This is a genomic window from Streptomyces sp. NPDC002886, assembly GCF_042888445.1.
GTDB lineage: Bacteria > Actinomycetota > Actinomycetes > Streptomycetales > Streptomycetaceae > Streptomyces.
In genome coordinates this window covers 234,161-248,132 of the sequence record NZ_JBIAPV010000006.1, presented here as the reverse complement: position 1 = coordinate 248,132, position 13,972 = coordinate 234,161, and the positions used below count along the sequence as shown (strand labels likewise).

Genomic DNA, 13,972 nt, shown 5'->3' with positions numbered 1-13,972 from the left:
CGGTGACTCCTTGATGCGTGGGGGACGATTCCTCGCTAGCCAAACTTGCATGAAGAATGGCAAATCGCATCCCCTCGGCTGTGAAGCGAAGCGAGAGGGCGATATATCGAGCAGGTTCCCGTTGCGACGGAAGGCGGGGCCGTGCCTCGGGTGCGAAGAAGGGGGCGTCGACATGTGCCCCCACAAAGGCCGCGCGCCGGACTCCGCGCGCGTGCTGCGCCAGACGGGTCCATTTCGCCGCTGCGTCAGCTGGGCCGGTACAGCCGTACCCGCCCGGCAGCCGGGCGGGTACGGCTGCGCCGGTCCTTTTCGCCGCACCAGGGCACCACTCTGCGGGGGTTTTGCGTCTGCTGGAGCAGGGGAACGGGATCCCCATGAGTGACTACGACACTTCGATCACCGTGGCGGTTCCGGCGGCCACGCTGTTCAGCTACCTCGCCGACGTGCAGAACCTTCCCTCCTACATGCCGCGGCTGACCTCCGCGAAGCCGCACGGCGGCGACAAAGGTCACCGTCACCGCGCACATCGAACCACCCGGCGAACCGGAACAGGACGTCAAGAGCGAGGCCTGGATCCACGTCCTCGAAGAAGGTAAATCCCTGGAGTGGGGCGCGGCCGGCCCGCACGATTACCGCGGCCGGCTGCACGTCGCCGCCGGAGACGACGCCAACCACTCCCGGCTCTCCGTAGAACTGCACACCGAGCGCGTCGAAGGCCAGCAGGTTGACGACGGCCTCACGGAAGCACTGGAGGGCATCAAGTCCGCCGTCGAGGCGGCCGAAGCCGGACAGTAGCCGACGCTGGGCACCGGGGGGTGTCTCTATGTCCTTCGTCAAGGACGTGGTGCCAGGTATGTGGGTGTTTGGGCTGGTCATGCGGCGAGGGTGATAGCCGGGGTCCGGGATTCGTAGAAGGTGCCGTCGCGGAGCATGGCGAACAGGACGCTGATGCGTTGGCGGGCGAGCCGCAGGAGTGCCTGGGTGTGGGTTTTGCCGCGGGCTCTTTGCCGGTCGTAGTAGGTGCGGGAGGCGGGGTCGGCGTTCATGCAGGCGAAGGCGGAGAGGAACATGGCCCGTTTGAGCTGCCGGTTTCCGCCTCGTGGTGCGTGCTCACCATGAATCGAGGTTCCCGACGACTTGGTGGTAGGGGCGAGGCCGGCGTAGGACGCGAGGTGGGCGGCGCTGGGGAAACCGGTGCCGTCGCCGATGGTGACCAGCAGGACGGCGCCGGTCCTGACGCCGACTCCCGGCATCGAGGTCAGGATCGGGTGAAGAGGGTGGGCCTCCAGCAGTGTGCTGATCTGGGCCTTCAGGGCCCGGCGCTGGTCGTGGACCGCGGCGAGTGAAGGGGCCAGGGACGGGATCACGATGTCGAGGGTGCCGGTGCCGGGAACCATGACGGTCTGTTCGTCAAGGGCGTCGAAGACGTCGTTGCTCAGCCGGGCCGCCATGCGCGGGGCCTTGGGACGGATGAGTTCGACGAGTCTGCGGCGGCCGGCCTTCCTCAGAGCGGCCGGGGATCCGTGGCGTTCGAGGAGCCAGGCGACGGCGGGGTGGTCCAGTCGAGGCCCGAGCACTCGCTCAAGCGCTGGTGGGACTGGGTGAGCAGGCCGCGTATCCGGTTGCTGGTGCGGGTCGCCTCGGCGGCGAGGTCCTGGTCGAAGCCGGTCAGGACGGTGAGCTCGGCGGTGATCTCGTCCGTCAGCTCCAGAGAGCGCAGAGTGTGAGGCATAGTGCGGGCCGCGTCTGCGATGACCGCGGCGTCTTTTGCGTCGGTTTTCGCCTCGCCTGGATAGAGGTCGGCAATCCGTCGCATCGCGAGTCCGGGCAGGTAGGCGACCTCGCAGCCCGCGTCGCGGGCGACGGTCAGGGGCAGGGCGCCGATCGAGGCGGGCTGGTCCACAATGACCAGGACGGTGCCGAACTTGGTCTTGAGTTTGTCGAAGACGGCCCGCAGTTTCTCTTCGCTGTTGGGCATCGGCCTGTCGAAGACCTTCTTCCCCGCCGGGGGGAGCCCGTGGCTATGGTGGGCGGTCTTGCCGACGTCTATTCCGAGGAAGACGCCCACCCCTTCGGTGTCTAACATCGCACCCTTTCCAGCTCGTTGACCGGGCCGGCCTCGGCAGTGGCACCGTGCTCGCGCATCCACGTTATGCAGACCTGCCGCCCGCAGGCTGCCCGGCATTGCACCGGACCGGGCAGTAGCCGGGTCTCTCATCAGCGTCTGTGACGGCACCTCCCAGGCCCGGCGACACCACCCCCCAGCCCCATTGCAGGACCGCGAAAAACATAACGGGGGCAGCCCGCGCCGATAGGGCGTGTGCGGGTCAGGCCCAGTGCCCGCCTTGATCGGGGGCAGTACCGCCGGGCAGCCTTCAGCCTTCCGTACGGCGTGGTGACTCCCTTGTCCGCTCCTGCCCTTCAGATCGATTCGGCGACGCCCACCTCTACCCCAACGCCCGGCCCGCGCTGCCTGCGAGCGGCCGCCGCTTTGTAGGCGGCTGCAGCCCTTTGACGTCGCTACGCGAGCAGGGGTGTGGGGTCGCCTGTTCCGGCCGGATACACCTCCAGGCCGCCGTCGGGGTTCAGTACCGGCGGCCTGGGCAGGGTCGTGCGGTGTCCAGGTCGAGCTCGTCGAAGTCACCGGTGAAGACGATGACGCCGTGGAGGAGTTCCACTTCTGTGCGCCGGTGGGCCACCGTGCGAGCAACGCTTCCGTGCGAGCTCGGCGGTGGGGCGGGTGCCCTTGAGGACAAGATTGTGGCAGCCCCGACAGAGCGACCGTGCGCTGTCGTCACCTCCTCGCCGCTGAGGAAGAGGCAGCCCAGCCCACCATTTTCAGCCGGAACCCACATGGAGGCACCAACGGGGCAGGATGGGGAAAGCCCGTGTACTAATGAAGCAGGCGTTCACAGGCCGTGGCCCTCACGCCATTCCTCTCCCACACTCTGGAGCCCCATGTATCGCCTCGCACGCATGACCACAATCGTGTTCCTCGGTACCGCAGCGCTCTTCACCAGTACCGTCACGGCCCATGCCGATGTCATCGATGACACATTCTGCATGACCGTACGATTCTATGACGCCTTCAGCCACGAACTCGCTTGCTCAACTCAGCGCGCTGAGGAAGCAGTGCTCAATAGGAGCCTCAACTGCGTTCAATGTGTCTGAGCAACTACTCCTGGCCTCCCCGTCGCCCCTGAGCTAGCTAGCTGCCCCCTCGGCTTTCCCGGACGGCCCACCCCGGCAACCGGCCAACGGCCGTGGAGTTGGCACACGTCTTGAGCCGAGGGCACGGACGGCAGAGCGTCCGTTCGTGCCCGTCTCTCCAGCCGGCGCCCTCACCGGCATAGTGGGGGCGTTCGTATGTCCGCAGGTCAATCTGTCAGCATCACATGCGTTCCTACGGCCTGCGAACGGGAAGCCAAGCTGCGGTGACTTGGAACATGGTCGGGAGGCTCATTCCCGTCACCGACCAGTACCTCGCCACCCCGCCCCGGCCCACCGCGAAGGAATTGAGATTGTGACCCTCGTGCCCTCGGCGAGCATCGGCCCGATCCAGATCGGCGTTTCCTGCCCGGCCACCGAAGGCGTCGCGGCGCCCTACGAGCTTCTGCTGGGCAGGCGCCGCTCGGCGCAGGCCGGGCTGGGGCAGGGAGCAGGTAGCAAACACATGGTGCTGGAGGCCGATACGCAGATCAGCGCCGCCCACCTTGCCGACCGACGCGGCACCCGCGTGATGCCGTCACTGTCCTGCCACCGTCACCCACACCGCAGACTTCCTCGTACCGTCTGACGCTCCCGCTGGCCACCCATCTTGCCGGGGAGACCGTCCTCAGCTGGCTCAGCCTAGGCAGCGGTCTCCTCGTCACCGCCATCGGCCTACGCCTGCTGCACTCGCCCTGCGTGGCCGCCCTATCCACCACGGCCAAAGTCACGTACACCACCTCTGCGATCACAGCCACGCACACCACAGCGACCAGAGCCATGGGCATCACCACTGTGACGACCACGGACACAGCCACGAGCCACCGGTAGGCACGCCGGTCTCCTCTACCGCCCACTCACCCACGGTCTCCGGATCGTACGAGAGGCCACCGGAATGGAACGGATCAATCTCGGCGACTACATCACCGCCCCGGCTCAGGGGATCGTCGCCACGACCGCAGTCGGCGACCTGGAGAAGTTCGAGCTGGCCGCATTCGTGGCCCAGTGGAAGGGCCTCCAGCGAGAAGCCCTGGTCACACTAGGCGAGGACCGGCGCATCACCCCTCCGCGTTCATCGACCCTACAGCGATCATCGGAGACGACGTGATCATTGGACCGGACGTCAAGGTTCACGAGTTCACCACTGTCAGGAAGGGAGGCGTCCTGTGCGCCGACGCCCATGTCGGCTTTAACACCGCCACGTTCGTCGGGTAAGGCGCCGTCCTCGGGCACCGGATCGGCTTCAACCGCACGACCCTCGGGGCCCGAGCCCACCTGTCCGCCAGCGTCACCGTCGCCGCGATCAAGATGACCACTGACATGCGCAAGCCAGACCGAGAAGTGATCATGCGCACTGGTAAGGCCTGTACCGGTCGGGCACCACCGAGTTCGGGGCCGTCGTCGGGGACGACACACAGACCGGCAACAACATCAGCATCGGACCCGGCGTCGCCATCGGGCGCCGCTGCCAGAGCACCAGCGGTGTCACCCTGGCCATCCGCACCGTGCCGAAAGACTGCACTGTCACCGCCCCGCACGCGCATCCGCCGTCGCCGGAGCACTTTCGCACGCTGATCCACAGCCGACCGCCTGCACGTCCACGACGGCGGGCAGCAGCTACGGGACCCGGCCTGCCACTGCCCCGGCCCTGATGGGACTCTTGCGTGCCAGGCACCCGCTAGAGAGAGCGACAACCCTCCGCCGGGTGCCTGCGCGGCCGCGAAGCGGGCTGCGAGGCCGACCCTTCCGGTGGGGAGCAGAGCGACCGCGACTGGGACCGTGGGACGGAGCAGCGCGGCTACGGCCCCTCGCTTTTGTCAGCCTGGTGCTGGAGGAGAAGGATTTCCCCGCACAGGATGTAGGTGTTCAGCGCGCAGAGGTTCGCTGCCTGCAGAGCGACGGAAGCGTGAACGCCCTGGCTTGTCAGTTCGTCGATGGCCACGAACCGCTCGTGCAGGCCCTTCCCCAGTGCCACCGTCACCTTTGCCGCCGTTTTGCTGGTGTTTGCTTCCTTGATGAACTGGAAAAGCCGGTTGCGGTAGGCGGGCTGGTCCAGCTTGTGGCCTGATTCGCTCGGCTCGGAACGAGGCCGCAATACGTGGTCGACGACTGCCTCAAGGATGCGGCGGCAGGTTGTCAGAGCGTGCGAGAGCTCCTCGCCTGCCGGCCCGTCCGGGTCGCTGGTGGCGGCATCGTTCATGCGCCTGTAGACAGCGGTGAACTTCTCCACCAGGTCCGGGACGCCTTCAGCCAGCATTTTGTCGACCTGTGCTTTGTAGTCGCCGAAGATGGACTCGTTGACCGACACATAGCCAAATCGCCGCTCCCACGCCACCAAGTAGGAGAACGTCCGCAGCCGCGCCCTCTCAGCGATCTGCCGCAGCGCGAAGTCGGCTTCGAGACCAGCGGATGTCTGGGTCATCGGCGGCTGCTTAGTGAGGTACTCGATGTTCGCGAGCGAGTGAGCCAGGACCGTTCCCGCGGCGTCGCCCTTTGCACGGTCTCGTATGTACTCGCGCATGGCGGTTACGGCAGGGCCGGGTTCATCAGGTGACTCCCAGCGGGATGGGTCAGCCATCAGCCGATCAAGGTCGCCCCGGTGCTGGGCAGGGTCGCCGCCAGTGACCTGAAGGTCGAGCCCGAGGCGCACCGCTGCATGTGAGTCGCCGATCAGACTGGCGATCCGTACAGCCCGCCGCACCGACGTTTCGAGCGGGTGGTCATCGAACTCGTCCAAAGCTCGACGAATGAGATCCAGAATGTGTGCAGTGGAATCCATCATGAGAATCTACCCGAGCTGGAATTCCACCCACCCAGGGCACCTAACCGCGGCGGGCCGCGCGGCGAGCGCCTGGAGCTTGTCGGCGGTCAGCTTGGCCCGGCAGCTGATGCTGTTGCTCAGGAACACCCCGCGCTTGACCTCCGACCCGTCCGGCAACGCCTCCGTGCCCCACGTCGCGAACGCGCTGACCGAAACCCTGATCTTGCAAGAGGCCGCGAAGGTTCCCTCCGAGGACTACACCGGCGGAGCCTTCCGCCACGGACCCATCGAACTCGCGGGACCTGGCCTCATCAGCGTGATGTTCACCGGAACCGCCCCGATCGCGTGTCAGGCGTGGCAGTCCTCCTGGGCGGACTAAGGCTGTTGGAGGCCGGAGTGCAAGGCCGACGTGCGCCGAGATCGTGCCCGGCGCACTAAGGAGCTCAAGGTCGGTAGGCCCGCTCGGATCCCCGCGGACGATCCGGCATCCCATGCCTGCCAGTTACGAGTGAGCGGATTGTCGGCGGCGGACATCGCTGAATTCTCCGGGGTCTCGGTCACTTTGGTCCGGCGGCTGCTGCGACCAGCCGGCCAACGCCCGGTCCTGGTTCACCGGGCCACCTCCGAAGCCATCCTCGGTGTACCCCTGACCAGTATTTTCCGACGGGATCGCTCCCTGCCTGGACTGGCACCTGCAGACCAAGCCGGCGCACTCCTGCAGAGCCTCGCGGAACGAGGGTGGCCGACGAGCTTCCTGGCCAGCGATCTAGAGATGAGCACGCAGACCGCCGCCGTGGTCCGCAGCCGCGGGCGTCGCCGGCTCTCCTTGATGCTAACCCGCAGGATCCAGCGCCCTTGCCGGACGCCTGATGGCGAGTGATCCGGTGGATCACGGCATAACAGCCCAGCGAAGCCGCCGCGTCCAGACTGCGGCTCTGCGGCGAGGCCAAGCGGTGATGGCAAGGCCGGTTGGAGCAGTGCACTCTGCAGCGTGATGCCGTTTGTGGTGGCACGTGGACCGGGACGCCGCGCTTCGCGCGGTCGCCGAACGCGCCACGGATCGAGCCGACCTCGCACGGCTACTGGATATGCTCGGGCTGCGGCCCGGTGACGATCCGCCGACACCAGGCAAGGCCACAACGTCGGCGGAATCAAGGCTCTCGATGACGGCGTAACACGGCATCAGATTGGAAACCGGACGTGTCGCGATCCGGGTGAGCCGGACACCGGGTACGCGAAGTCCTGACAGAGCGGGTGTGGCCGAGCGGCTGTGCTGGTCTGGAAGGAGGGTCATGCCGCAAGGTTCCAGCGCGAAGCATGAACGTCCATGCGAGCGCATCAAGGAGAACGCCGAGAGTCTCGGTACCGCCAAGGACCGGGCCAAGGAATTCGCGGCCCGCACCGTGAACAGGGAGCTGGCCCGCTCCGGAGAGTCCGCGACGTCCAGCAAGACATCCACAGGCGACAAGACGTCCGCCCCGCAGCGCGGAGGCTAGCGGTCGCACAGCGGTGCGCAGGGGCCGACTACGGACGAGCTGTACGCGGAGGTGGGGAAGCGCGGTATCGACGGCCGCTCGTCGATGAACAAGCAGGACCCGGCAGGGGCTCTTGGGCGCTGACCAGCCGCCGGAGCGTTGCTCGCCGCAGAAAGCCTTGCGGCGCCAGAGGCGCGGCACTCGGCGGGCCCCTGGGTATGCGTCACTGTTCGATGCATGAGCCTGCAACCTCCGCCGCCGACACGGCGCGGGCACCTTCCGTACGCGCGCTGGGCGGCCCCGGGCGCCCCCACGGGTGCGTCCGCGCTGGTGGACATCTCACCACCGCAGGCATTCCCTGGCCATACAGCAGGACACCCAGGAGCGTCGGTGGACGACTTGTTCCGTGTCACGGTCCGCCATGTGGGGCCGGGCGTGTGTGAGGTGCGTGTGGCCAGGGAGCTGGACGTCGCCACCGCCCCGGGACTACGCGATGCCCTCGGTCAGGCGATGGTCGGCTGCCGGCAGGTCACGATCGACCTGGCGGGCGTGGAATTTTGCGACTGCTGCGGTTTGAGCGTGCTGCTGGCCGCGGCTCGGACTGCCAGGGCCGACGGTGCCGAGATCCACTTGCGCGCCGTCCCCCATGCCGTGTCCAGGCTTCTGCGGCTCTTCGACACCGTCGGCGCCTTCACCATCGAGCCGCCCGACCATCCCGGCTCAGACCGCCAAGCCGTCACCACCTAGGGTCCGTCCACCGCGGGAAGGGCTGCGGCCCCGCCGCCGGGCGCGGTACCGGGGCCGCACGCTTGCAGCCCGCGGGGTGAGGGGGCCGCAAGCGCGCGTCGCCGTATCAACGCCCTGCGCAGGCTCAGGTCACGCCTGGTGCCGGGCCGGTTCAGGTGTGGAGGCGGCTGTTGCGGCCGTCTTGGTCCCCGGCGCTGTCGTCGTTGAACCAGTAGTCCCCGGCCGCCAGGTAGCGGAACGAATGGACGCTTGCACTTGGCAGTGCGACGGTGACGGCGCGTTTGCCGTCCTTGCGGGCCTTGAGGGTGTGCACGCCGGGCTGCCAGTCGTTGAAGTCGCCCACCACACTGACTGGCCCCAGCGGGTTGTCGGGGGGAAGGATGAAGGTGACCTCGGTGCGGTCCTTGTGCAGCGTGCGCTCCAGCATGGGGTGGTCTCCTGACAGCGGCGGATAGGGGCAGGCGCCCATCGTCGGCGCTGGAAGGGCCCGCCGCACTGCGACTGCCCTGCCCCGCCCGGACATCACCCGCCCGCCACAATCAGTGACGCCTGTGATGAGGTGAGTCATGTTCGGTGTCGGCGTGGAAGGAGGAGGCTTCAGTCGCGCATCAAGGAGTCGCCGTCATGGGCGGTACGCACAACCAGCGCCAAGACCCGGACAAGGGCCGCGAGCGCGAGGAGCAGGAGCGGATGCGCCGCACCGGCCAGGACCCCGTTCACGCCGGGGCCGGCGAACGCGATTGGGGCAAGAGCCCCGAGGAGCTCAAGCGGCGCCGCGAGGAAGACATGAGGCGCGGGCTCGCCGAGGACGAGATGCGCGACGAGGAACGCTGACCCGTTAGCGCCGTCAGCCCACGCACTCCAGGAGCCGGCCGGGCCCGTAGTCACCCGGCCGGGTCCTGGCCTGTGATCCCGGCTCCAGGCCCGAGGACTCATCCCAGGCCAGGGCACCGGGTCTCCTGCCGGGGCGACCCGGCAGGAGACCCGGTGCCCTGGGTGGCGGAGTTGCGGCCGTGCAGCGGGCGGGAGGACCATCGAGGAGCCACCAGTCCGCGGTGGTGCGCGTCAGCTTGTTGTGGCGATTCGAGACAGCCATGGGAAGCGAATTCCGGATCAGGATCAGGCGCTACGGCCCGACCATGCACCTCACGCCCGTGGGAGAGCTGGACCTGGACACCAGCCCCGCCCTCACCAGTGTGCGGGCAGCCCTGGGCGACGGGATCGCCGTGGTGGCCTGCGACATGCACTTTCTCTCGTTCATCGACGTAGTCGGCCTGCACCGCCTGCTCGACCTCGCCCGCCACACCCAAAGCCGGGGCAGCGCCTTCTTCGCCTACAACTGGCAGCGCCAGCCCCAGTGGCTCTTGGACCTCGTCGATGACCTCGACCCCGCAGGACAAGGCCGGGGAAGCCACACCTCGCCCACCAGCCCGCTGCGCCGCACCCTCCGTGCGCCCAGGTCGGTCAGCCCCCCCCGGGCAGCCCCGCTCGGTGACCGTGCCCCGCACCGGTACCCGCAGGCGGCTGGCGGCTAACTACACCCCGCCGGTCCCGCACACCGCGCTAGCGAGGGAAAGGGCGTCGCCGAGATCAGAGAGGTCGCTTTCCCGCTGGGCGCGTTTCTCGATCAGGCGGTGGAACCCCGTCAGGGCGTAGCGCTCTCCCGCCGCGGCGCCGGGCCCCGGCATTCCGGCGACGTGTGCCATGAGCTGTTGGGGCTGGGGCTGCCAGCCGAGCATCAGGACGCGCAGGCCCAGGCATTCCGCGCGCCGGTGCAGGTCCAGCAGGTGCAGCAGGCCGGCGGAGTCACCAGGGCGCCGTCAAAGGCCAGGGGAGGCGGCTGTCGGAGGTCTCCACGAATCCGCATCGGATGTCCAGTGCCTTGCCCCGAAGGTGAGGGTGTGCCGTAGCCGAACGGCCTCTCCACCAGCGAGGATGCCCGTCATGCGTATTGCCCGGACCCTGCATCCTCTCCGACCCACGTACTCGGCACCGGTGGTGTTCGGCGCGGGTGCAGCCATCGGTGTTCTGGGCGGGATGATCGGGTTGGGCGGCGCGGAGTTCCGCCTGCCGCTGCTGATCGGCCTCTTCGGGTTCGCCGCGCTCTATGCGGTGATCCTGAACAAGGCGATGAGCCTGGTCGTGGTCCTGGTCGCGCTGCCCGCCCGCCTCGCGGCGGTCCCGGCCGCCGAGGTCGCCACTCGCTGGCCCGTCGCGGTGAACCTGCTGGCCGGCAGTCTCCTGGGCGCCTGGGCAGGTGCATCCTGGGCCGTGCGCATGCGCAGCACCACCCTCTACAGGGTGCTGGCGGCCCTGATGGTCCTCATGGCTGCCGCCCTGGTCCTCACCCACACCACCCCCCTGGGCACCCTCGACCTGCCACGGGCGGCCCAGATCCCCGTCGGCGTCGCGGCTGGCTTCGGCATCGGCGTCGTCGCCGCGATCATGGGCGTGGCCGGAGGCGAGCTGCTGGTCCCGACGATCGTCTTGTTGTTCGGCGAGGGCATCAAGACCGCCGGAAGCCTGTCCCTGCTGGTCTCCCTGCCGACCATGCTCGTCGCCTTCGCCCGCTACAGCCGCGACGGCAGCTTCGCCGTCCTCGGTGCCAATATCCGCTTCACCGTCACCATGGCCACCGGCTCCATAGCCGGGGCCATCCTCGGCGGTCTGCTCTTGGGCGTCTTCCCAGACGTGGTGCTCATTCCCGCGCTGGCCGTGATCTTGCTCGTTTCCGCGGTCAAGCTCGCCCGTCACGACTGAGCTGCTGGGCGCCTCCCAATCTCATGAACATCGACCCCGGCCCCGGCGGGGCGCCTCCCAAATCCGTGAACAACTGACTTCACGAGTGAGTCGTGAACAAAGCCAAGGCCTCTCGGCCATTGCGCGGACTTCTGGTTTCGCTCTCCCCGCCCCGGGGCCAGCGGTGTGACGGCAAGCCTGGGGGCGGGGGGCGGTGGGCTGCGGCCGCTCTTCCCGGAGTGACCGAAGCTCCACCAGAACACTGCAGATGTCCTTCGCCCGGAAACTCGCCACACCGGCGAAGTGCCGTCTGCCACTCGTACGCCAGCCGCCGTTCGCTCACAAGGCCTTGAAGTGCCGGTGCACGGGCGGGGCCGGTCTTAGGCGGCGCGGATTCGCCCGAGGCCGGGGCCTACCTCTGGTTGAGGGGCAGGGCGACGTCGACGACCTGCTGGTCGTTGGGGAAGGCGCCGGCGTCGCGGGCCGCCCCGGTGAGCGGGTTGACCTTGTAGAAGCGGTAGGAGCCGTCGCTGGAGAGCGCGGCGAAGCCCTTGTTGGAGCCGTCCTTGGGCGAGAAGTAGATGTCGAAGCCCGCGCTGGGCCCGGCGTCGACGCCGAGGTTGCCGGTGGGGGCGAGGGTGCCGGAGTTGGCCGGGGACTGCAGGACCACGCGGTCGCCGGTGGTGTCGATGTCGAACAGACTGGTCGCGGTCGCGGCGTCCAGGTCGTTGTTCGTGTACGCGGCCCCGGTCACGCCAGCGGTGGGCGTGGTGGCCGGCGGTGTGGTGAGCGGGGTGTCGGCGAGGGTTCCGCCGGTGGCGGCGTTGACGTTGTGGCGCAGGTTCTGTCCGGTGTCGCTGATGATCCGCAGCCGGTCGGCGGCCGGGTTGAAGTCCACGCCGAAGGCGGTGCCGGTCAGGGCGATGCTCAGCTGGGACACCTTGGTCGCCGCGGCGTTGGCGGTGTCGAGGGTGTAGACGCCGCCGGCGTTGCCCACGCCGTAGAGCAGCCCGTCCTGAACGCGGTAGTCGATCCCGACCAGTGCCGTGTCACCCGCGAGACCGGTGACGGCGCCCGCCGTGGACACCCGGTCGGGTTCGCCGGTACGGAAGGACACCAGCTGCTGGTCGTCGGTCAGGCCGGTCACCTTCAGACCGCCCCTGCCGTGGTCGTGCTGGTCGCTGTCCGCGGCGACCGCCGGTCCGGTCACGGACAGGGCGGCGGCGAGCGCCATCACGAGGACTGCCTTACGCATGAGTTCTCCACTGAGTCGAGCCGCCCGCACAGCCGGGGGTCACCTGGCAGACACAACCAGTCACATCCCGCAGCCAGATGGAGGCCTACTCAACAAGCCTTCTGTTCAGTGCCGTGGCTAGGCCCGGAGCATCGCGACGTGCTTACCGCTGTCCGGAAGCCGTGGCCACGTCTCAAGCCCACACCGCTTTGACCACGGCATGGCCTGCCGAAGCCGCCCGCTCGTAGAACCCTTGGAGGTTTCTGTGATGGTCGAGGAGTTCCTGCCTGGTCCAGCCGAGGGCACTGAACCTGGCGCTGACAACGTTCCATAGCTCGTCGAAAGAGACAGGCGCAAGGAAATGCGCGGCCTGTGACACCCCAGGCGGCTCCAGAAGCATCAGCGGGGGATTGGAGGGGTCGGCGTCAGCGCTGTGTACCACGGGGCGGCCGCCGTAGATCGGCAGTATCCAGGGCTCGTCGGCGTCTGTAGGTGTGTTCCACGTCGAAGCGGCGCAGGAACGCCTGCCAGCACCGGTCGACGTCATCCGTGGTGGCGCCGGTGCCCGACCACCACAGCCAGACGGGCCTATTCACCCCGCCGCTTGGCAGCTTCTCGACCGCCAGGCGGATCACGGTGCCCTCGATGATCGGCAACGGTCCCTCGTGGTCGATCTACGCGGCCCGGCGGGTCAGCCGGGGATGTAGCCGGTCCCACGCCAGCACGGTCACCGTTCCGTACCGGTCGGTGCTGGTGACGGTCACTGCGGTGACCTCACCCCAGGTCTCGGGGCGGCCGAAGACGAACTCACCGCCGTGCTTGGGCGGGCACCCGCCCTGCGGCGGGCAGATCCACGGCACCGGGACCGGCTTGCGCATCACCCGGTCCGACCGCAGCCGGCCCAGCACTTCGACCAGCAGATCACTCAGGAGGTGGGCGATGCGGGGAGCGTCATAGTCGGCGTCCAGCACGACCAAGATGTTCGGGTCCCCTGCCTGCCACTGGTCGGCTTCCAGGAGGCGTTCGACGACGTCGCGGACCTGGCCGGCGGTGACCGCGGCCAGGTCGGCACCTGGCTCCAGTCGGATCGCGTCCAGCAGGGCCGTCCATGATGTTCGGCCGGTCTCCAGGGCGGCGACGATCGAGTACGGCCAGCCGGGCACCATCTGGTGCTTGCCAGGCCGCGGCCGAAGGTATGGCAGAGGGAACGGTCCGAGCAGGTGTCGGCATCCGGCCGCAGCCACGGGGAGACATCCACGGCCAGCACCAGGCGGCCGTCACTCGCCCGGGGCAATGGCACACCCGTCAGCGCGCGACGAAGCCGGGCGACGTCGATTCGGCCCCGGTTGATCCCGGAATACAAGGCCCCATGCCCGCGTCGGTGTTCCGGCGCGAGGGCCAGGTCCACAAGGGTGCAGACTGGCCCGTCGGTGCACAGCAGCGCGTCACAGGTCGAACAAGGCATCAGCTCGCGACGTCAAGCACGCGTACAGCTCCGACCGGAAATCCGACACCATCGCGAAAGCGTCTCGTTGAACGCCTTGCTCGACCAGTCCCACCATCCCGGCCTCCACGCTGTTCAACCCTGAGCACAGGATCGGGGCCCTGCCTCGCGCACGTCCGCTGAACTGGGGAAACCCGAACAAGTTCGAGCCCAGTTCAACGCCCGGTGGATAAACGACAAGCTGACTCCGGAGACAAGGGAATGCACGGCCTCGGCCCGCGTGGCCGTTCACAGCGCCCAGCGGAACGAAGCACGCCTTCGCGACGACCGGGGTCGATCCTCAGGACCTGGACGGCACGCGCAGC

The 13,972-nt window shown here is 68.2% G+C and carries 13 protein-coding genes and 3 pseudogenes; 10 read left to right on the top strand and 6 right to left on the bottom strand.

Features of this window, described 5'->3' with window-relative positions:
• Positions 1-56 precede the first annotated feature (56 nt).
• A complete protein-coding gene (locus ACFYYB_RS27190) occupies positions 57-596 on the top strand; it encodes an SRPBCC family protein (protein WP_389438220.1) in 540 nt (179 codons plus the stop codon).
• Between the two features lie 276 nt (positions 597-872).
• On the opposite strand, the pseudogene ACFYYB_RS27185 reads toward ACFYYB_RS27190, so the two are convergent.
• Positions 873-2,086, bottom strand: a pseudogene (locus ACFYYB_RS27185) (IS110 family transposase).
• Positions 2,087-3,523: 1,437 nt separating this feature from the next.
• Here ACFYYB_RS27185 and ACFYYB_RS27180 point away from each other — a divergent pair.
• The 3 genes from ACFYYB_RS27180 to ACFYYB_RS27170 all read left to right on the top strand — a co-directional run bounded on the left by ACFYYB_RS27180 (position 3,524) and on the right by ACFYYB_RS27170 (position 4,422).
• Positions 3,524-3,796 (top strand): hypothetical protein, encoded by a 273-nt coding sequence (locus ACFYYB_RS27180; RefSeq protein WP_389438218.1) that lies wholly within the window; start codon positions 3,524-3,526, stop codon positions 3,794-3,796.
• Positions 3,797-4,102: 306 nt separating this feature from the next.
• Positions 4,103-4,315: a hypothetical protein gene (locus ACFYYB_RS27175; protein ID WP_389438216.1), complete on the top strand. Its 213-nt coding sequence runs from the start codon at positions 4,103-4,105 to the stop codon at positions 4,313-4,315.
• Positions 4,312-4,422: a hypothetical protein gene (locus tag ACFYYB_RS27170; protein ID WP_389438214.1), complete on the top strand. Its 111-nt coding sequence runs from the start codon at positions 4,312-4,314 to the stop codon at positions 4,420-4,422. Before ACFYYB_RS27175 ends, ACFYYB_RS27170 begins: the two co-directional genes overlap by 4 nt.
• Before the next feature lie 583 nt (positions 4,423-5,005).
• Here ACFYYB_RS27170 and ACFYYB_RS27165 read toward each other — a convergent pair.
• Complete coding sequence (locus ACFYYB_RS27165; protein ID WP_389438212.1) at positions 5,006-5,986, bottom strand: hypothetical protein; 981 nt, start codon at positions 5,984-5,986, stop codon at positions 5,006-5,008.
• Positions 5,987-6,122: 136 nt separating this feature from the next.
• Here ACFYYB_RS27165 and ACFYYB_RS27160 point away from each other — a divergent pair, with 136 nt between their 5' ends.
• The 3 genes and pseudogenes from ACFYYB_RS27160 (at position 6,123) to ACFYYB_RS27150 (ending at position 8,190) form a co-directional block, all read left to right on the top strand.
• Positions 6,123-6,347 (top strand): hypothetical protein, encoded by a 225-nt coding sequence (locus ACFYYB_RS27160; RefSeq protein WP_389438210.1) that lies wholly within the window; start codon positions 6,123-6,125, stop codon positions 6,345-6,347.
• Positions 6,348-7,260: 913 nt separating this feature from the next.
• Positions 7,261-7,587 (top strand): annotated as a pseudogene (locus ACFYYB_RS27155) (plasmid stabilization protein).
• 246 nt (positions 7,588-7,833) lie between these two features.
• Positions 7,834-8,190 carry an STAS domain-containing protein gene (locus tag ACFYYB_RS27150; RefSeq protein ID WP_389438209.1) on the top strand — a complete coding sequence of 119 codons (357 nt, stop codon included), beginning with the start codon at positions 7,834-7,836 and terminating at the stop codon, positions 8,188-8,190.
• Positions 8,191-8,341: 151 nt separating this feature from the next.
• Here the strand turns inward: ACFYYB_RS27150 and ACFYYB_RS27145 are convergent, their stop codons facing one another.
• On the bottom strand, positions 8,342-8,617 hold the full coding sequence (locus ACFYYB_RS27145; RefSeq protein WP_389438207.1) for an isoamylase early set domain-containing protein: 276 nt from the start codon (positions 8,615-8,617) through the stop codon (positions 8,342-8,344).
• 197 nt (positions 8,618-8,814) lie between these two features.
• Here ACFYYB_RS27145 and ACFYYB_RS27140 point away from each other — a divergent pair, with 197 nt between their 5' ends.
• From ACFYYB_RS27140 to ACFYYB_RS27130, 3 genes are all read left to right on the top strand, one after another.
• A complete protein-coding gene (locus ACFYYB_RS27140) occupies positions 8,815-9,024 on the top strand; it encodes a hypothetical protein (protein WP_389438205.1) in 210 nt (69 codons plus the stop codon).
• A gap of 305 nt (positions 9,025-9,329) precedes the next feature.
• Positions 9,330-9,725: an STAS domain-containing protein gene (locus tag ACFYYB_RS27135; RefSeq protein ID WP_389438204.1), complete on the top strand. Its 396-nt coding sequence runs from the start codon at positions 9,330-9,332 to the stop codon at positions 9,723-9,725.
• A 409-nt stretch (positions 9,726-10,134) separates the two neighbouring features.
• Entirely contained in the window at positions 10,135-10,950 is an 816-nt protein-coding gene (locus ACFYYB_RS27130; protein ID WP_389438203.1) for a sulfite exporter TauE/SafE family protein, read from the top strand.
• Between the two features lie 391 nt (positions 10,951-11,341).
• On the opposite strand, the gene ACFYYB_RS27125 is transcribed toward ACFYYB_RS27130, so the two are convergent.
• The 3 genes and pseudogenes from ACFYYB_RS27125 to ACFYYB_RS27115 all read right to left on the bottom strand — a co-directional run.
• Positions 11,342-12,184, bottom strand: coding sequence for a DUF4394 domain-containing protein (locus tag ACFYYB_RS27125; RefSeq protein WP_389438202.1), 843 nt, complete (start codon positions 12,182-12,184; stop codon positions 11,342-11,344).
• Between the two features lie 172 nt (positions 12,185-12,356).
• The gene (locus ACFYYB_RS27120) at positions 12,357-12,563 is read right to left on the bottom strand and encodes a hypothetical protein (protein WP_389438201.1); all 207 of its coding nucleotides are present in this window, start codon (positions 12,561-12,563) and stop codon (positions 12,357-12,359) included.
• A gap of 85 nt (positions 12,564-12,648) precedes the next feature.
• Positions 12,649-13,725, bottom strand: a pseudogene (locus ACFYYB_RS27115) (transposase); the annotation flags it as partial.
• Between the last annotated feature and the right edge of the window lie 247 nt (positions 13,726-13,972).